At 53.1% G+C, this 18,875-nt stretch carries 17 protein-coding genes; 11 read left to right on the forward strand and 6 right to left on the reverse strand.

From position 1 onward, the window contains the following. Positions 1–63: 63 nt before the first annotated feature. Complete coding sequence (dauA, locus tag WHR59_RS13715) at positions 64–1,719, forward strand: C4-dicarboxylic acid transporter DauA (protein ID WP_047410715.1); 1,656 nt, start codon at positions 64–66, stop codon at positions 1,717–1,719. 97 nt (positions 1,720–1,816) lie between these two features. On the opposite strand, the gene WHR59_RS13720 is transcribed toward dauA, so the two are convergent. Then, positions 1,817–3,280, reverse strand: coding sequence for a pyridoxal phosphate-dependent decarboxylase family protein (locus WHR59_RS13720; protein ID WP_043016112.1), 1,464 nt, complete (start codon positions 3,278–3,280; stop codon positions 1,817–1,819). Positions 3,281–3,295: 15 nt separating this feature from the next. Beyond that, the gene (locus WHR59_RS13725) at positions 3,296–4,681 is read right to left on the reverse strand and encodes a diaminobutyrate--2-oxoglutarate transaminase (protein WP_087050475.1); all 1,386 of its coding nucleotides are present in this window, start codon (positions 4,679–4,681) and stop codon (positions 3,296–3,298) included. A gap of 608 nt (positions 4,682–5,289) precedes the next feature. On the opposite strand from WHR59_RS13725, the gene lysC reads away from it, so the two are divergent. Beyond that, positions 5,290–6,651, forward strand: coding sequence for a lysine-sensitive aspartokinase 3 (gene lysC / locus WHR59_RS13730; RefSeq protein ID WP_043016109.1), 1,362 nt, complete (start codon positions 5,290–5,292; stop codon positions 6,649–6,651). Between the two features lie 108 nt (positions 6,652–6,759). Here lysC and ychH read toward each other — a convergent pair whose 3' ends face one another. Next, positions 6,760–7,041 (reverse strand): stress-induced protein YchH, encoded by a 282-nt coding sequence (ychH, locus tag WHR59_RS13735; protein ID WP_003833480.1) that lies wholly within the window; start codon positions 7,039–7,041, stop codon positions 6,760–6,762. Between the two features lie 274 nt (positions 7,042–7,315). Between ychH and pth the strand changes: the two genes are divergently transcribed. Both pth and ychF read left to right on the forward strand, forming a co-directional pair. Next, positions 7,316–7,900, forward strand: a complete 585-nt coding sequence (gene pth, locus WHR59_RS13740) for an aminoacyl-tRNA hydrolase (RefSeq protein ID WP_003020814.1) — start codon at positions 7,316–7,318, stop codon at positions 7,898–7,900. Between the two features lie 115 nt (positions 7,901–8,015). Then, positions 8,016–9,110, forward strand: coding sequence for a redox-regulated ATPase YchF (gene ychF, locus WHR59_RS13745; RefSeq protein ID WP_043016108.1), 1,095 nt, complete (start codon positions 8,016–8,018; stop codon positions 9,108–9,110). Positions 9,111–9,365: 255 nt separating this feature from the next. On the opposite strand, the gene WHR59_RS13750 is transcribed toward ychF, so the two are convergent. Then, entirely contained in the window at positions 9,366–10,376 is a 1,011-nt protein-coding gene (locus tag WHR59_RS13750; protein ID WP_373870754.1) for an alpha/beta hydrolase, read from the reverse strand. A gap of 257 nt (positions 10,377–10,633) precedes the next feature. On the opposite strand from WHR59_RS13750, the gene WHR59_RS13755 reads away from it, so the two are divergent. The 6 genes from WHR59_RS13755 (at position 10,634) to WHR59_RS13780 (ending at position 15,833) form a co-directional block, all read left to right on the forward strand. Continuing rightward, positions 10,634–11,314, forward strand: coding sequence for a heavy metal response regulator transcription factor (locus WHR59_RS13755; protein ID WP_199994768.1), 681 nt, complete (start codon positions 10,634–10,636; stop codon positions 11,312–11,314). A 15-nt stretch (positions 11,315–11,329) separates the two neighbouring features. Then, the gene (locus WHR59_RS13760) at positions 11,330–12,787 is read left to right on the forward strand and encodes a heavy metal sensor histidine kinase (protein WP_338843154.1); all 1,458 of its coding nucleotides are present in this window, start codon (positions 11,330–11,332) and stop codon (positions 12,785–12,787) included. A gap of 64 nt (positions 12,788–12,851) precedes the next feature. Next, positions 12,852–13,328, forward strand: a complete 477-nt coding sequence (locus WHR59_RS13765; protein WP_338843155.1) for a (R)-mandelonitrile lyase — start codon at positions 12,852–12,854, stop codon at positions 13,326–13,328. After that, complete coding sequence (locus WHR59_RS13770) at positions 13,306–14,067, forward strand: carboxymuconolactone decarboxylase family protein (protein WP_338843156.1); 762 nt, start codon at positions 13,306–13,308, stop codon at positions 14,065–14,067. Before WHR59_RS13765 ends, WHR59_RS13770 begins: the two co-directional genes overlap by 23 nt. Before the next feature lie 9 nt (positions 14,068–14,076). After that, positions 14,077–14,661, forward strand: a complete 585-nt coding sequence (locus WHR59_RS13775) for a flavodoxin (protein WP_043016102.1) — start codon at positions 14,077–14,079, stop codon at positions 14,659–14,661. A gap of 107 nt (positions 14,662–14,768) precedes the next feature. After that, the gene (locus tag WHR59_RS13780; RefSeq protein ID WP_043016101.1) at positions 14,769–15,833 is read left to right on the forward strand and encodes an alpha/beta hydrolase; all 1,065 of its coding nucleotides are present in this window, start codon (positions 14,769–14,771) and stop codon (positions 15,831–15,833) included. A 73-nt stretch (positions 15,834–15,906) separates the two neighbouring features. Here the strand turns inward: WHR59_RS13780 and WHR59_RS13785 are convergent, their stop codons facing one another. Continuing rightward, complete coding sequence (locus WHR59_RS13785) at positions 15,907–17,079, reverse strand: MFS transporter (RefSeq protein ID WP_043016100.1); 1,173 nt, start codon at positions 17,077–17,079, stop codon at positions 15,907–15,909. Between the two features lie 84 nt (positions 17,080–17,163). On the opposite strand from WHR59_RS13785, the gene WHR59_RS13790 reads away from it, so the two are divergent. Next, positions 17,164–17,664, forward strand: coding sequence for an Lrp/AsnC family transcriptional regulator (locus WHR59_RS13790; RefSeq protein ID WP_087050470.1), 501 nt, complete (start codon positions 17,164–17,166; stop codon positions 17,662–17,664). Here the strand turns inward: WHR59_RS13790 and WHR59_RS13795 are convergent. Next, positions 17,661–18,788 carry an MFS transporter gene (locus tag WHR59_RS13795; RefSeq protein WP_043017892.1) on the reverse strand — a complete coding sequence of 376 codons (1,128 nt, stop codon included), beginning with the start codon at positions 18,786–18,788 and terminating at the stop codon, positions 17,661–17,663. The genes WHR59_RS13790 and WHR59_RS13795 overlap by 4 nt on opposite strands. Positions 18,789–18,875: the final 87 nt, after the last annotated feature.

Genomic DNA, 18,875 nt, shown 5'->3' on the forward strand with positions numbered 1-18,875 from the left:
TTAGATAGATGATGCGCTCATGGATGAAACATTATTGTGAACAGATTATTTTCCTCACATGTGATGCCTTTCCGCGCCCTCATCGACGCTTGTTGGAAAGAAAAATATACCGCTTCTCGCTTTACCCGCGACCTGATCGCCGGGATTACCGTTGGGATCATTGCCATTCCGCTGGCGATGGCCCTGGCAATAGGCAGTGGCGTTGCGCCGCAGTACGGCCTGTATACCTCAGCCGTCGCTGGGATTGTCATCGCCCTTACCGGGGGATCGCGCTTTAGCGTATCAGGTCCAACCGCCGCCTTCGTGGTGATTCTGTATCCGGTGTCGCAACAGTTTGGGCTGGCAGGCCTGCTGGTTGCCACGCTGATGTCCGGGATATTCCTGATCCTTTTCGGCCTCGCCCGCTTTGGTCGCCTGATCGAATATATCCCGGTGTCCGTTACGTTAGGTTTTACCTCGGGTATTGGTATCACCATCGGTACCATGCAGATTAAGGATTTTCTTGGCCTGCAGATGGCTCATGTCCCGGAGCACTACCTGCAGAAGGTCGGCGCGCTGTTTATGGCCCTGCCGACCATCAACGTTGGCGATGCCGCTATTGGCGTAGTGACGCTGGGGATCCTGATTTTCTGGCCGCGTCTGGGGATTCGACTGCCGGGTCACCTTCCTGCACTGCTGGCTGGCTGTGCGGTAATGGGGATCGTGAACCTCACCGGCGGGCATGTTGCCACCATCGGCTCTCAGTTCCACTACATTCTGGCTGATGGCTCACAGGGCAATGGTATCCCACAGCTGCTACCGCAGTTGGTATTACCGTGGAATATGCCGGAGTCAAACTTTACCCTGAGCTGGAGTTCGTTACAGGCGCTGTTACCGGCGGCCTTCTCGATGGCGATGCTCGGGGCGATCGAATCTCTGCTGTGCGCCGTCGTACTCGATGGGATGACCGGCACCAAACATAAAGCTAACAGCGAGCTGATTGGTCAGGGACTGGGTAACATCGTCGCGCCGTTCTTCGGTGGTATCACCGCCACAGCGGCAATTGCCCGTTCTGCGGCAAACGTCCGCGCCGGGGCGACCTCGCCGATCTCTGCGGTTATCCACGCGATTCTGGTGATCCTTGCCCTGCTGGTGCTTGCGCCGCTACTTTCCTGGTTGCCGCTTTCCGCCATGGCCGCTCTGCTGCTGATGGTGGCATGGAACATGAGTGAAGCGCATAAAGTGGTGGATCTGCTGCGTCATGCGCCGAAAGACGACATCATCGTCATGCTGATGTGTATGTCGCTGACGGTGCTGTTCGACATGGTTATCGCTATCAGCGTCGGTATCGTTCTCGCCTCTCTGCTGTTTATGCGTCGTATTGCACGCATGACGCGTCTGGCGCCGGTCAACGTTGACGTACCGGACGATGTGCTGGTATTGCGCGTCATTGGCCCACTATTCTTTGCCGCTGCGGAAGGATTATTTACCGACCTCGAGTCACGTATTGCAGGTAAACGCATCGTGGTCCTGAAGTGGGACGCGGTCCCGGTACTGGATGCCGGTGGTCTGGATGCTTTCCAGCGTTTTGTCAAACGGCTGCCGGAAGGTTGTGAATTACGCATCAGTAATCTGGAATTCCAGCCGCTACGTACCATGGCGCGCGCAGGCATTCAGCCGATTGCCGGGCGCCTGACTTTCTTCCCGAATAAAGACGCCGCGCTGGCAGACATCATCTAACCGTAGCCCGGCCAGGCGAAGCGCCGCCGGGGCGACAAATGACAGAAAAAAAAATGGCTCCCACATGTGGGAGCCATTTTTATAACAAGCTTATTGCTTAGGCTTTCAGCAGTTGCTCAGCCGTTGCCTTCACGCTTGCCAGCAGAACTTTAACGTCCTCCAGACACACGGTAGGATTCAGCAGCGTCAGCTTCAGGCAGGTGACGCCATCGGCTTCGGTCACGCCGACGTTGGCGCTACCGGAAGCCAGCAGAACGTCACCAATACGCTGGTTCAGCAGCGCAACGAAGGCCATGTCGTCACTTTGCGGGCGGAAGCGGAACAGTACGCTTGCCAGCTGCGGCTCCATCACCAGTTCCAGATGCGGCTGGGTTTTCACAAACTCAGCCACATCACGCGCCAGCGTTACGCCGTTATCAATGATTTCGGCATACTGCTTTTTGCCCAGCGCTTCGAGGCCCATCCACAGCTTCAGCGCGTCGAAACGACGCGTGGTCTGCAGCGACTTCGACACCAGGTTTGGCACACCAGCCTCTTCATCGAAATCAGAGTTCAGGTATGCCGCCTGATAGCGCATCAGCTCATAGTGACGCGCGTCTTTTAACAGGAACGCGCCGCAGCTGATGGTCTGGAAGAACTGCTTGTGGAAGTCCAGGGTGACGGAATCCGCCAGCTCCAGGCCATTCAGGAAGTGACGATACTTCTCAGAAAGCAGTAGCGCCCCGCCCCATGCCGCATCCACGTGCATCCAGATCTGATGCTCTGCCGCCAGCGCCGCAATGTCCGCTAACGGATCAATTGCGCCCGCATCGGTCGTTCCGGCCGTGGCAACAATCGCCATCACCTGCTCGCCGTTGGCTTTCGCCTGGGCCAGCTTGTCTTTCAGGTCTGCCAGATCCATACGTGAGAAGGCATCGGTCTTCACCTGGGTGACGGAACGGTAGCCCAGCCCCATCAGCGCCATGTTCTTCTGTACGGAAAAATGCGCACTTTCAGAGCAGAACACTTTGATTTTGCTCAGATCGCCGGTCAGACCATTCTGCTGAATGGAGTGCCCCTGGCGTGCGAAGAAGGCATCACGCGCCAGCATCAGGCCCATTAGGTTGCTCTGGGTGCCGCCGCTGGTGAATACGCCCGCGTCGCCTGCGCCGTAGCCTACCTGCTCACGCAGCCATTCGATCAGTTTGATCTCAATGATGGTGGCCGACGGGCTCTGGTCCCAGGAGTCCATGCTCTGGTTGGTGGCATTGATCAGCACTTCCGCCGCCTGGCTAATCACCAGGCTTGGACAGTGCAGGTGCGCGACGCACTGCGCATGGTGAACCAACAAGCTGTCTTTCAGAAAGTATTCAACCGCACGCTCAATAGCGGCCTGGTTGCCCAGGCCCTGAGACGTAAAATTCAGGTTGATACGTTCACGCAGCTGTTCAACGGTTTTGCCCTGATACATCTCAGGCTGCTTCAACCATTCAACGACGGCTTGCGTACTCTGCTCGATAGCGTCCTGATAGGCAGCGATACTTTGCGCCGACCCGGACAGAATCGGGTTTACGTCTGACATTCGATCCAACTCCGTTTAAACCGGCTTCACGCCAGCGCCCAGCAGGGCGTTTTCGAATTTATCGAGGAAAATTTCCAGCTCAGCGTTGGTGATCAGCAGAGACGGCAGCAGACGCAGGACGCAGCCATTACGACCACCGCGCTCCAGAATCAGGCCGTTTTCGAAGCATTTTTTTTGCAGCAGCGCGGCCAGTTCGCCATCGGCCGGGTAGCAGCCCATGTGATCCTGCGCTTCGCCCGGCTTCACGATTTCCAGACCGATCATCAGACCGAGGCCACGCACCTGGCCGATAACCGGGTAGCGTTTCTGCAGGTCAGCCAGTTTGCCTTTCAGCCACTCGCCCTGGGCGGCAACTTTATCGGCAATCTTGTCGTCTTTGAGGATCTTCAGCGTTGTCAGACCGGTCGCCATCGCCAGTTGGTTACCGCGGAAGGTGCCAGTGTGGTGGCCCGGAGACCACGCGTCGAACTGCTTCTTAATACCCAGCACCGCCAACGGCAGACCGCCGCCAACCGCTTTGGACATCACGATGATGTCTGGCTCAATACCGGCGTGTTCGAAGGCGAACAGTTTACCGGTACGCGCGAAGCCAGCCTGAACTTCATCGATAATCAGCAGAATGCCGTGTTCCTGCGTCACTTTACGAATGCGCTGCAGCCACTCGACCGGCGCCGGGTTCACGCCGCCTTCGCCCTGCACCGCTTCGAGGATCACGGCTGCCGGTTTACGCACGCCGCTTTCAACGTCGTTGATCAGGTTTTCAAAGTAGTAGGTTAATGCTTTCACGCCAGCCTCACCGCCAATACCCAGCGGGCAGCGGTACTGATGCGGATACGGCATAAACTGCACTTCCGCCATCATGTTACTGACCGCTTCTTTCGGCGACAGGTTGCCGGTCACGGACAGCGCACCGTGCGTCATCCCGTGGTAGCCACCAGAGAAGCTAATGATGCTGGAACGGCCGGTGACTTTCTTCGCCAGCTTCAGCGCCGCTTCAACGGCATCAGCGCCGGACGGCCCGGTGAACTGCAGGCAATATTCTTTGCCCTGGCCCGGTAATAAAGAAAGTAAATAAGATGAGAATTCATCTTTTAACGGCGTGGTAAGGTCAAGCGTATGTAACGGTAAGCCGCTTGTGATGACACTTTGAATGCTTTGCAGCACTTCAGGATGGTTATGACCAAGCGCCAGAGTTCCGGCGCCTGCCAGACAATCAAGATATTGATTATTTTCTACATCAGTAATCCAGACGCCCTGTGCTTTGGCAATTGCCAATGGCAGTTTACGCGGATAGCTGCGGACATTAGATTCAAACTCAGCCTGTCTTGCTAAAAAGGTATCATTGCTCTGTGGTAATGAATTAGCACTTAAAGTATCAATACGGACTTTATCCGTCATCATATCACTCCTACAACCAGGTGTAGATTAACGCCTGATTGAATAAATGGTTATAAGGATTACCTGTAAAAAAGCGCGGCTAATATATGTTGTTTTAGCACAGGACTCAATCATTTATTTTCCCGTCGCTTAAATAAGCATTTTCACCTTAAAATTCAAAACGTAACACTCATTCAACATTACGAAATCATAAAGTAATATAGCTATTTATTTTACAAAACCGTACCCAGTTGCAACGCCTGTGATGTAATAAAAACCATGGAATTTTCATGTTTTTATTATTTTTTTACACGTTTTTACCATTAATAATGTACGCGTTTTCTTGTTACGACATGATTTTTCACTTATTTATCGATAAATCGAATAAAAAAGTCGATCCCTAAATATAAATCACTTAGTATGGCGCGCTTATTTACAGGCTATGTAGATAAAATTAATGCGCAGCACCCGATAACGCGTACAGGCGACACGCGTTATCGACAACAGGTATTCCCTGGGTTGTCAGCAGAAATGTTCGCGGGCGGACATTTCGTAAGGTGAACGTCGTTCCCTTATGCCGAGAATGAAAATTTTCTAGCCATACTTTTATGGCGCCCTGATATGAGATTGTTATGACTCGCATTTATCCACCATCCGTCGTTGCCAAATTTGGCGGCACCAGCGTCGCTGATTTTGATGCGATGAACCGCAGCGCCAGCATTGTCCTTGCTGATCACGATGTCCGTTTAGTCGTACTGTCTGCTTCCGCAGGCGTCACAAACTTACTGGTCGAGCTTTCTGAAGGTCTGGAAACGCATCAACAATTAGATAAGCTTGAGACCTTACGCGCCATCCAATACAACATTATTTCCCGCCTGAAGCAGCCGTCCGTTATCAGTACGGAAATCGATAATCTTCTCAACAATATTCGTCATCTTGCGCAAACGGCGACGGTTTCACCGTCCGATGCGCTAAGCGATGATTTGGTTAGTCACGGCGAGCTGATGTCCTCTTTGCTGTTTACTGAAGTGTTACGTGAACGACATGCTGAGGCCGGGTGGTTTGACGCCCGCAGCGTAATGCGTACCAATTCGAACTTCGGCTGCGCGGAACCCGAACTTAGCACCCTGCACCACCAGGTGGAGACACACTTGCGCCCTCGTCTTGAGCAAGCGATTATGGTGACTCAGGGATTTATTGGCCGTGATGCCGCTGGGCATACCACAACGCTTGGACGCGGCGGTAGTGATTACACGGCAACGCTTCTCGGTGAGGCGCTTCACGCCACACGCGTGGACATCTGGACCGACGTTGCAGGGATCTACACCACCGATCCGCGCATTGCGCCGCGGGCCAAACGCATCGACCACATCTCATTTTCCGAGGCCAGCGATATGGCCGCCTACGGGGCGAAGGTCCTCCACCCGGCTACGCTGCTCCCGGCAATGCGTAAAAGCATTCCGGTCTTTGTAGGCTCCAGTAAGGATACTGCCGCCGGAGGTACGCTGGTACACAATACCACCGATAATCCACCGCGCTACCGTGCGCTTGCCGTGCGCCGTAAACAGACGTTGTTGCGATTACATCGTCTGGAGACACAGCCGTTCTGTTCTTTCCTGGCACAGTCCTTCGCCATTTTAGCTCGCCACGCGGTCACGGTGGATTTGGTTACAACCTCAGAGAATAGTATTGCGTTGGCGCTGGACGCCACTCATGCAACCTCAGGTGAAGACCATGTGCTGACCACGGCATTGTTTACCGCATTGTCCTCCCACTGTCGTGTGGAAGTGGAAACCGGACTGGCATTAGTCACTTTGGTGGGGAATCAACTGACTCAGGCTGCGGGGGTTTGCAAAGACGTTTTTGCCTGGCTCGAAGAGCATACGGTGCGAATGATTTGCCACGGTGCGTCAAACGATAACCTGAGCATTCTGTTACCGGCTGAAGCTGCGGATAGCGCGGTTAAGGCGTTACATTATCGATTATTCGAATAACGTTTCTTATATTCGGTAGTGAACAGAAGAGCGTTTAATGCAAGTGTAATGAACAAACAGAGCCCTGGTTTTTCGACCAGGACTTTGTGTTCTTAACGCAGCACTTATTTAGTTATGACGATGATTGGTATCACCGCGACGGCAGCGTTTGTCATAATGGCGCACCCACCAGTAACGGTCACTGATTTGTTCATGCCCACCCACTCTGGCACCTGCCAACCAGAGAACACCACCAACAAAAATACTGAGCACGGCACCATGTGCGAAAAACTGTGGCAGATTAAATTGCGGCAGTTGGTTTAAAATAGAGTAACCGACACCACCTACCATCACCACCAACCCTAAAGCCATGAGCACGTTACCGAGTAACGAAGCGTTTTTGCGTTTCATGTGTCACCTCCGGAACTTTGGGTTGTTACAGGGAATACCCCTAATCCTTATGTGTAAAGTATAGACAACACTGCCGTTCGCAAGTGCGGGAGCGATCACAATTACAAACACTCACGCAACAAAACTTTACAAATAAGCTACTGAACACACTCAATTTCTAATAGTCCACTTGTGCAATTATTCAGCTTTTGGCGAGTAGCACGCAGTTTTTTGTCAACAGCAGCCTCAGACAGTAAACTACACGTCGTTTATGGAAACACTCAGGACAAAACACGTGGCGATTAAATTGATTGTCGGCCTGGCGAACCCCGGCGCAGAGTATGCGGCAACGCGACACAACGCAGGCGCATGGTATGTCGATCTTCTGGCAGAGAGATTACGCGCTCCCCTGCGCGATGAGCCGAAATTCTTCGGCTATACCTCCAGAGTAACGCTCGAAGGGGAAGATGTTCGTTTGCTGGTGCCGACCACATTTATGAATCTGAGCGGCAAGGCTGTCGGCGCGATGGCCAGTTTTTATCGAATTAATCCCGATGAAATTTTGGTCGCACACGACGAGTTAGACCTGCCGCCTGGTGTAGCCAAATTTAAGCTTGGCGGCGGTCATGGCGGACACAATGGCCTGAAAGACATCATCAGTAAGTTGGGCAATAACCCTAACTTTCATCGTTTACGCGTCGGAATTGGGCATCCGGGCGATAAAAACAAAGTTGTCGGATTTGTTTTAGGCAAACCGCCTGTTTCAGAACAGAAGTTAATTGATGAAGCGATTGACGAAGCGGCACGTTGTACCGAGATTTTATTCAAAGATGGCCTAACCAAGGCAACGAGCCGGTTACACACCTTTAAAGCGCAATAAGCAGCGATGTGCGGCATTTTTCTCGCGTGCTGTGTATAATAGGCAAAGTTATTTACTTTTCTACAATCTGTTTTCTATAACAGATTGAATATCAAAAGATTAAGGTGATTTAAACATGGGATTCAAATGCGGTATCGTCGGTTTGCCAAACGTAGGCAAATCTACCCTGTTCAACGCGCTCACAAAAGCGGGTATTGAAGCGGCAAACTTCCCGTTCTGTACTATCGAGCCGAACACGGGTGTTGTCCCGATGCCCGATCCGCGTCTGGATCAGTTGGCCGAAATCGTCAAACCGCAGCGTATCCTGCCAACCACGATGGAATTCGTCGACATTGCCGGTCTGGTAAAAGGCGCATCCAAAGGTGAAGGCCTGGGTAACCAGTTCCTGACCAACATCCGTGAAACCGAAGCTATCGGCCATGTGGTTCGCTGCTTTGAAAACGACAACATCATCCACGTTAATAACAAAGTGGATCCGGCTGACGACATTGAAGTTATCAATACCGAACTGGCACTGTCTGACCTGGATACCTGTGAGCGCGCTATCCATCGCGTACAGAAGAAGGCCAAGGGCGGCGATAAAGACGCTAAAGCGGAACTGGCTGCGCTGGAAAAATGCCTGCCACAGCTGGAAAACGCCGGCATGTTGCGCGCTTTGAAAACGCTGACCGAAGAAGACAAAGCAGCCATCAAATACCTGAGCTTCCTGACGCTGAAGCCAACGATGTATATCGCCAACGTCAACGAAGATGGTTTTGAAAACAACCCATACCTCGATAAAGTGCGCGAAATCGCGGCGGCAGAAGGGTCTGTTGTTGTTGCCGTTTGCGCTGCCGTTGAAGCTGACATCGCAGAACTCGATGATGCTGACCGTGAAGAATTCATGGCTGAAATGGGTCTGGAAGAGCCGGGCCTGAACCGCGTTATCCGCGCTGGTTACGAGCTGCTGAACCTGCAGACCTACTTCACCGCTGGCGTGAAAGAAGTCCGCGCGTGGACCATCCCAGTCGGTGCGACCGCTCCGCAGGCTGCCGGTAAGATCCACACCGACTTCGAGAAAGGCTTTATCCGTGCGCAAACCATCGCGTTTGAAGACTTCATCACCTACAAGGGTGAGCAAGGCGCGAAAGAAGCCGGTAAGATGCGTGCAGAAGGTAAAGACTACATCGTTAAAGATGGCGACGTGATGAACTTCCTGTTCAACGTCTAAATAAAATCTGCTGTCTCATGAGATCTCAATACATCTCATAAGAATCACAAAAACCTATAAAATCCACGCAATTGCGTGGATTTTTCATTTCACAGACTTATTCAGGTAAACATAGCCATCACATGCCCAATTGTTTTATGAATTTAATTCATAGCGGCTATTTAATGTGCGTAATTATCTTTCTGCCCAGTTTCGTTAAGCTGAACAATAAATACTGAATAAGTCGATACCCCTCGGGGTATCGACAGATACGGATTAAATATTTTTATCAAAAAAGACATCTAACTTTTGCATCGCCTGGTCAACGTACTCAGGAACCCAATAAGTCTCGATGTGAGTAGCGCCATCGATCAATAAGAGTTCTTTGTCCTTCGTACCGGTGGCTTTCGCGAACGCATCTTCAGTCATATAGAGCGTATCCGCTTTTGTACCGGCAATCATCAGCAGCGGTTGATTGATGAGATTGATATGGTCCGTGACGTCAAAACTCATCAAATCCAGCAGACTGCTGGTGGTGTATTTAAACGTAGAGTTCGGGTGGGCGTGAGTTTTCCAGTAATACTCGTATCCCTGGCGATATAAGGCAAAGGGTAATTTAGCAATCTGTTCATCAGTCAGATTGGCATCGCCGGAGTAAAGCACTTCGCCTCCGGCAGCTTCCTGAGCGCGTGCGTCAGAAGCCTGCTGAAGACGCTGCTGGATAGTATCCAGCTGTGAATCCTGCATACCGTTACGTCGCACCAGGCCTGAATTAAACATACTGATGGTCGCTATCGATTTGAACCGCTTGTCAGTTTCGGCGGCTACCAGTGAATACCCGCCGCCTCCGCAAATACCCAGCAGACCAAGGCGGGCGGTATCTACGCCGGGGTACTGGCTGATGTAATCAGCCATACCGTGGATATCCTCAATGCGATTAGCGGGTTTATCCACGCTGCGAGGCATCCCACCGCTAGCCCCCTGATAAGCCGCGTCGGCGGTAATCGTGATGTAGCCCTGTTCGGCGAGACGCTGGGCATACAACCCGGCGACCTGCTCTTTTACGCCGCCATTAGGATGTGCCACCACCACGGCAGGATATTTTTTGGCGGGATCGTAGTTAGCAGGGGTATAGACATTCGCAGCAATCTGGATGCCATGCAGATCGTATTTCACGGGGTGAATGTTGACCTTGCCTTTGACGTTCTCAGTGATGGCGCCGTCATAGGCCAGCGTGAATGGATTTTTTTTGTAATCGGCCGCATTGGCTGAGGTCACTCCAACCATTGCCGTGAGCAATATTGCGCTGATAAGCGTGAATTTCATGGTCTCTCCCGATGAGTGTCAGCCTGGTTATTCAGGCTCGCGGATTAAATTTGCAGGCTCAGATTAGGGTGCGAGCGCTGTCAGCATCCTGACGCGGAAATAACATTTTTGTCAGGTAACCGTCAGCTTTATGTTGGCAATCAGAAGGCAAAATGGTCTCAGTAACAGGGTTGTTCAGGTATTGAAGCACCGATGAAAAGCTAAGAGGAAGTCCCGTTATGCGCCTGTTGTTAGTCGAAGATGAAGAAAAAACGTCAACATACCTTAACCGTGCGTTGAGCGAGTCCGGATTTACGGTAGATGTTTCTGCAGACGGCGCTGAAGGTCTTCATTACGCGCTGGAGTTCGACTACGACGCGATAATACTGGATGTGATGCTGCCGGGGATGGATGGTTACCGGGTACTTGAGAGTGTGCGAGCAGCCAAACAGACGCCGGTGCTGATGCTTTCGGCTCGCGGCTCAGTCGATGAACGTGTTAAAGGGCTGCGTCTTGGCGCGGATGATTATCTGCCTAAGCCCTTTTCGCTTATTGAGCTGGTGGCGCGTATTCAGGCCCTGGTGCGTCGTCGTTCTACGGATGGCGTGGACATCACTCAACTGCAAATTCACGATCTGCAGCTCGACCTGCTGGCTCGTCGGGTATTTCGTGGCGGAACACGGCTGGAACTGACCGCGAAAGAGTTTTCCCTGTTGAGCCTTCTGGCCCGACATCAGGGAGAGATCCTGTCAAAGATGATGATTGCTGAGCAGATATGGGATATGAACTTTGATAGTGATGCCAACGTGGTTGAAGTGGCCATTAAACGCCTGCGAGCCAAAGTGGATGCCCCGTTCGATGTCAAACTGCTGCATACCGTTCGTGGCATGGGTTATGTCCTCGAAGTCCGGTCCGAATAAATGAAGGGGATATGCTTGCCTGAGCGTTCCATCTCCGTTCACCTGGCGCTGATGTTTGCCTTATCCGCGCTGCTGATTGTGTCCGTTATCGGTATTCTGCTCAGAAGCTCTTTGCATGACTCTTTGCAAAAGCAGATGCACAACGAACTGCTGTTCCGGGAATCATTAATGAGTCCGTGGATCACCGCACGAACCTCGGCTGACGGCTGGTCACTGCTTGCCAATAAATTCACCGTGTTAACCAATTCTGAAGGTGAACGCGTTCGCTACTGGATAGTGAGCGATAACCCACGCTTTAGCATGGGGGGAACACCACCGGTGGGTGTTGAGTGGTCTTCTTTACAGGAAGGCTTTAATAAAGTGCCCGGCGCATCGGAAGGTGCCTGCTCGCTGTTTCTGTTAGTGAAAACGATCCCCGCCAACGGTGAAAGGCCTGAGCTGCGCTATATCGTTGCCATCGACTCCACGCCGTATATGGGCACACTGAATGCCTTCACCCGGACGCTGTTAATCATTACCGCGCTGGGCGTCGTGATTGTCGCTTTACTGGGATACATCGTTTCAAGGATCGGTCTTCGTCCCGTTGGGGCGCTCAGTAAACAGGCCCGGCATCTTGCACCGGGAGACCATGGCCAGCGCCTGAATACCGAAGCATTACCTGACGAATTACAGCAGTTAGCATCATCTTTTAATGGCGTGCTGGAACGGCAAGAGGTCGCCTGGCGACAGCTCGACAGCTTTAATGCCGATGTTGCGCATGAACTCCGGACTCCGCTTACGAATCTGATCGGCCAGACGCAACTGGGGCTCTCGCGCCGACGCTCGCATGATGAACTGGAAGAATTATTGGGCTCCAATCTGGAAGAACTGGAACGCATGGCGTCTATCGTTAACGACATGCTGTTCCTGTCCCATGCCCACGCGGGTGAACATGCGTCCCAGTTGACCCAAGTGTCGCTGCGAGAAGAAACCCTGAAAACAGCGGAGTACGTTGAACCTTCTTTTGCTGAAAAACAGCTCTCTCTGGATGTTCAGGGCGACGTGATCGCGCACATCGACCGACGTCTGTTCCATCGCTCATTGGCTAATTTACTGGAAAACAGCGCAAGGCATTCGCCGTCCAATAGCACGGTTACGGTGCAGTTAAGCGAAACCGGTCATCAAGCCTGTGTTGAAGTGTCAAACCTGGGCGATCCGATAGCACCAGAGCACTTACACCGGCTTTTCGAGCGGTTCTATCGCGTTGACACCTCCCGGGCGAGGAGTGATACCCACCATGGACTGGGCCTGTCGATCGTGCGTGCCGTCGCCATTATGCACAAGGGAGATGTCTTTGCCCGTAGTGAAGGTGGCATCAATACATTTGGCCTCACCTTTGCGATACAAGCGGATAAAGCGGCGGGCAATGCTCAATCCGGCACTGAGCCGGGACCTGGGTTAACTGACAGAATTGTCAGGGGGGCGTCAGCCTGACGTCATCACCCTCTCGATAAAATCATCGCAGGCAATCCCCTCTTCATTGATAAGGACGCTTTGCATGATCGGACATTTACGTTACCTCGGGCTGTTACTGCCGATTACATTTTCATCCTGGGCAGCGGAGCAAAATCCCGCTGTCCATATCACCCCCGCAGGAAGTCAGAACGCGGTATATGGGCCCGCCGAGAACTTTACCGGTCGCGTCCGGGTTGATCCTCTCTTCAGACCGGATAACAACATCCCTGTTTCCGGGGCTTATGTCACGTTTGAACCCGGCGCTCGTTCCGCCTGGCATACGCATCCGGCAGGTCAGCGGCTGATTGTAACCTCGGGTGTGGGGCTCACCCAACAAGAAGGCCAGCCGGTGCAGGTTATCCGCGCCGGTGACGTTGTCTCTTGCCCGGCGGGCGTCAAACACTGGCACGGGGCGGCCCCCGGCAGCGCGATGACGCATCTGGCGATAACCGGGATTGTGGATGGCAAAAGCGTTAACTGGAAGGAGTTAGTGACAGATGAACAATACCACGCCCATTAAGGCATTAGCGGCAGCGGTACTGCTGACCTTTGGTTTTGGTCTCGCGGCACATGCTGCGCCCGTCAATAAAGGAGCCTCAGAAATGAACCACGAACAAACGGTTTCAGATACGCTGTCAGCCCGCCAACAGGCCATCCCGCTGATTGCCGCATCGATGGCCAGCAGCCAGATGGATAAGCTGAATGCAGCCTTGAATCAGGGTCTAGACGCAGGACTCACGATAAACGAAACCAAAGAGATTCTCGTCCAGCTTTATGCCTATACGGGCTTCCCCCGTAGCCTGAATGCACTTAGTGAACTGATGAAGGTCGTCGAAGCACGTAAACAACGTGGCATCAAAGATGCTGAGGGCCAAGAACCGGTCGCCACCATCCCTGTCGGGGATGAGCTTCGCCGTGTCGGTACCGCAAACCAGACGAAAATCTCAGGCGCTCCCGTCCAGGGTCCGCTGTTTGATTTTGCCCCAGTGATTAACCAGTTCCTGCAAACGCATCTTTTCGGTGACATTTTCGCCCGCGATAACCTCGACTGGCAAAGCCGCGAGCTGGCAACGGTGGGTGCATTAGCGGCCACGCCAGGCGTTGAAGCCCAGCTGCTGTCGCATACCCGAGCAAGCATGCGGGTCGGCCTGACAGCAACGCAGCTGCGCCAGCTCGCACAGGTTCTGCGTGAACATGGCGAAAATGATGCAGCAACGCGAGCAGAAAAGGCGCTGCAACAGGCGCTCGCAAACAATTAGGAGTGGGTTATGGAGCATGATCCCAACCGCAGAATGTTAATCACCGCACTTGCCGGGCTGACGCTGGCGAACGTTTCTTTGGCATCAGCTGCGACCGAAACCACAAACGTGCAGGGTAAAAGCCGTGTTCTGGTGGCGTACTTTTCCCGCAGCGGAAATACACGCGTCATTGCGGGCGTCATTCACCGCAGCCTGAATACCAATCTGTTTGAAATCGAACCGGCTACGCCTTATCCGGAAGACTATTTTCAGACCGTTGAACAGGCGAAAAATGAGCGTGAGCGGGGAGTAACACCCGCATTAAAAAATAGCGTTGCAGATATCTCACGCTACGAGACCGTGTATTTAGGCTTTCCGATCTGGGGGACCAGCGTGCCGCCTGTCGTGCAAGCATTTCTCAGCAGCCACAACCTTGGGGGCAAATTACTCATCCCCTTCATTACTCACGGTGGCTACGGTAAAGGAGACAGCGACGACATCCTTGCCCGTCTCGCCCCAACTGCGCGTCGGGAAAAACCGCTGGTCATTGAATGCGACCAGGAGCGAAGAACCACTGAAACGGTCACCAGCTGGTTAGAGACAATACGCAGTTAATCGTCCGCATTCATGAGTCTGCCAAATAAGGGCAATCAGGGGTGCTAAATAATTAACGCGGACAACTCAGATATGATTGAACGGCAAACATAACAGAGGATGTAATCTTGAAGACAATCTTAAAAACACTGGCCATCTGCGTAATGGCGGGTGGCCTGGTGGCTCAGTCGGTCTATGCCGAGCCGCTGGTCATTCAGGAACAAGGAAGCTTTTCTGCTGGTGGCACCATCATTACCGCCCCAGGAACATTTGATGCGAAAAAGCCGCTGGATTCAGCTGGCCAAACCTGGCATGGCGATCATGCGTCTGTGTTCTACCAGATCCCGGAGAATCCGCATAAATACCCTATTGTCATGCTGCACGGCGCAGGTCAGTTCTCCCGTACCTGGGAAAGTACCCCGGATGGTCGTGAAGGTTTCCAGAACATATTCCTGCGTCGCGGGTTCTCAACCTATCTTGTCGATCAGCCACGCCGTGGCAGCGCCGGGCGCACGACGGTAGAAGGTACGGTTACGCCTAAACCGGATGAACAAATGTGGTTCAACCAGTTCCGCGTTGGCGTGTGGCCAGAGTATTTTAAGGACGTTCAGTTCTCTCACGACAAAGAAGCACTGAATCAGTATTTCCGTCAGATGACCCCGAACACCGGGCCGTTTGATATCAATGTCATCTCTGATGCGATGTCCGCCGTCGTGGATAAATCCGGCCCCGCTATCCTCTTCACCCACTCTCAGGGCGGTGGACCAGGCTGGTACACGGCGATGAAAAACAACAAGGTCAAAGCCATTGTCGCCTTTGAGCCCGGCAGCAGCTTTATCTTCCCGGAAAAAGAACTCCCAGCCCCTATGCCAAGCGCGTTCGACACGCTGAAGGGTGAGCCGGTGCCGATGGAGCAGTTTATGGCTCTGACCAAAATCCCGATTCTGATTATTTACGGCGATAACATACCGGATAAACCTGTCGCCATGCCCGCGCAGGACAGCTGGCGCGTACGTCTGGCGATGGCTCGCGAATGGCGTGATGTGGTGAACAAGCATGGCGGGGATGTCACTGTGACGCATCTGCCAGAAGTGGGAATCAAAGGGAATACCCACTTCCCGTTCTCTGATTTAAATAATGTGCAGATTGCTGATTTGGTGAGTAAATTCTTGAAAGAGAAAAATTTGCAGTAGCCGTTTTAGAAAATCACCTAAATCATTTAAAAGAGCGCCCAACACATAGTGGGCGCTCATCGCCTTGTGTAACTTATTCAAGTACCGGCAAAATATAACCTTTACGCGCACTTTGCCATGCAAGAACAGCGAGGCCCAACGCAATGAAGGACAGAATTGCGCCCGCCCAGTTCGGAGAAGCCAGTCCAAAACCCGCAGCAATGGTTACCCCACCGGCCCATGCCCCCAGCGCATTTCCCAGATTAAACATGCCGATATTGACCGAGGCCGCCATTGTCGGGGCTCCCGCATGGCTGGCGCGCTCCATAACCAGTTTCTGAATCGGTGAGACCGTCGCGAAGCCGAAGGCCGCCATCAGGAAGACTGAGATGCCGGCAACCCACTGGCTTTCAACACCCGCCCAGAAGACCAGCAGCACCAACCCCTGAGCCGCGAGGGTAACGAACAGCGTGCCAAACAGAGAGCGGTCAGCGAAGCGTCCACCAATCCAGTTACCGACAGCAAGTCCCAGACCAAACAGCACCATTAACCCTGCCACGCCGCCTGAGGAGAAACCGGCCTCCTGCACCATCATTGGCGCAATATAGGTAATCGAGGTGAAAAAGGCGGCCGGACCGAAAATCGTGATCCCCATGACCAGCAGCACCTGCGGGTCAACAAAGGCTCTCAGTTCGTTGCGTAAAGCAATAGCTTTGCCTTTCGCAATATGCGGAACCAGCACGGCTATGCTTGCCATCGTCAGCACCCCGATACCAGCAATGATCCAGAATACCAGCCGCCAGCTAAAGGTTTGCGCAAGCCACGTACCCACCGGAACGCCAAGCAGATTGGCTAACGTCAGCCCCGAAAACATAAAGGCAATGGCGCTTGCCTGGCGTCCGGGTGCCACCAGCGATGCGGCAATAATCGAGCCGATACCAAAAAAGGCACCGTGATTAAAAGAGGTAATAATACGACCGACAATGGCTATCGCCATCGTCGGCGCGATGGCCGTAATGATATTACCGACCGTAAAAATACCCGCCAGCGTAATCAGCATGGCCTTGCGGGGGATCCTCGCGCCAATAATCGTTAACAGCGGTGCACCAATAAATACGCCCAGCGCGTATGACGTCGCCATCATTCCCGCCTTCGGGATACTGACGCTAAATTCTGCTGCGATTTGTGGCAGGATCCCGGCGATGACAAATTCCGTCAGGCCGATACCAAATGCGCCCACGGCGAGGGCGAAAAGTGCGATAGGCATTGCAACTCCATTATTCGTTTTATGGCTTAATAATATTAGGTAGAATTAAGTATATTCATATTTTCATTCAGATTGAGAAGCCCTATGAGCGCATTTGATAAAGAAAAAGATGGTATTCGGCAGACAAGACATAAACCGGCGGAATTGGATGCCATTGACCGAAAAATATTAAGTGCCCTGGCAGAGGATGCAGGACGCAGCTACACGGAATTGAGTGAGATTGTGAACTTATCAGCCCCGGCGGTTCACGATCGCGTAAAACGACTGAAGCGCGATGGGGTGATCAAGGGTACCGTGGCGGTCCTGGATGGCTGCAAGCTGGGACGGACGCTGTTAACGTTTCTGGTTATCGACACCAGTAGCTATCAGGCGACGCGCGCCCTTTTGCAGTTCACCAGCCGCAAGGAGGTGGAAGAATTGCATACCGTTGCCGGCGACGGCTGCGTCTTTATCAAAGTACGCGCCGCCGATACCGAATCGCTGGAAAATTTCCTGATGGAGATTCAGAGCCTTGAGGGCGTACGTTCCGTACGCAGCTATATTGCGCTTTCCACTTTTCTGGAGCGCGGGCCCTCGCCGGATTAACGCGCACCGGCCTTCTGGCGTGCGGTAAAAAAGGTCAGTACGCCCGCGCAAAGGAGCAGCACGCTACTCATGGCAAACGTGCTCTGCCAACCGAGGTGGTCAAACACGATGCCTCCTGCCGTTGATCCAAGGGCGATGGAGAGCTGAATCACCGCGACCATGAGCCCGCCTCCGGCTTCTGCGTTATCAGGCAACGTACGCGCAATCCATGTCCACCATCCGGTTGGCGCAGCGGTGGCCAGCATGCCCCAGAGCCCTAACAGCAACGAAACCGTCCAGACCAGATGCCCGGTCAGCATCAGGCCGATGGCAATGACGGCCATCAGTCCGGGTATGACCATCAGCGTGGGATAGAATTTTCTGTTGAGGAATGTCGAAACAACCAGCGTGCCGATAAAACCGGCTACGCCGATAATCAGCAAAATCAACGACAAGCCTGAGGAATCAACCCGCGTCACGGTCTCCAGGAACGGGCGCACATAGGTAAATAGCGTAAACTGGCCCATGAAAAACAGGCCGCAGGCCAGCATGCCAACCGCAACCACGCGGCGGCTAAGTATGCGGAATACATCGCCAGGTGACGTGCGGCTTTTATTCGCATCCATACTGGGCAGGCTGATGCACTGCCAGATAAAGGCGACCACCGCGATGGGCACCAGGCACAAGAAAGCGCCTCGCCATCCGACCGTGGCACCCAGATAGCTTCCCAGCGGCGCGGCCACGACCGTCGCCAGCGCATTACCGGCATTGAAAATCGCCAGCGCACGCGTGACCTGTTGCTGCGGCACCAGACGAATCGCCGTTGCCGCAGACATCGACCAGAATCCGCCAATCGCCATACCGATCATCGCGCGACCGATCATATACATCAGATAACTGGAAGCCAGCGCAATAATAAGCCCCGATACGGCCATCAGAACCGTCATTCCCAGCAGCAGGAATTTACGATTCATCTTTCCTGCTAGCGTTGAAAGCGTCAGGCTGGTCAGAACCGCCAGTGCGCCGGAGATGGCAATCCCCTGGCCTGCCAGCCCCTCCGTCACGCCTAAATCGCGGGCAATCGGCGTGAGCAGGCTGACGGGCATAAATTCAGAAGCAATCAGCACAAACACGCACAGGGTCATGGCAAAAATACCGCCCCAGTATGCGCGCTGATGATGAGGTGATGGTGTTTGGTTTAGCGTCGACATAGTGAAATTTCACGAAGATCA

Source organism: Citrobacter europaeus (genome assembly GCF_037482245.1).
Classification (GTDB): domain Bacteria; phylum Pseudomonadota; class Gammaproteobacteria; order Enterobacterales; family Enterobacteriaceae; genus Citrobacter; species Citrobacter europaeus.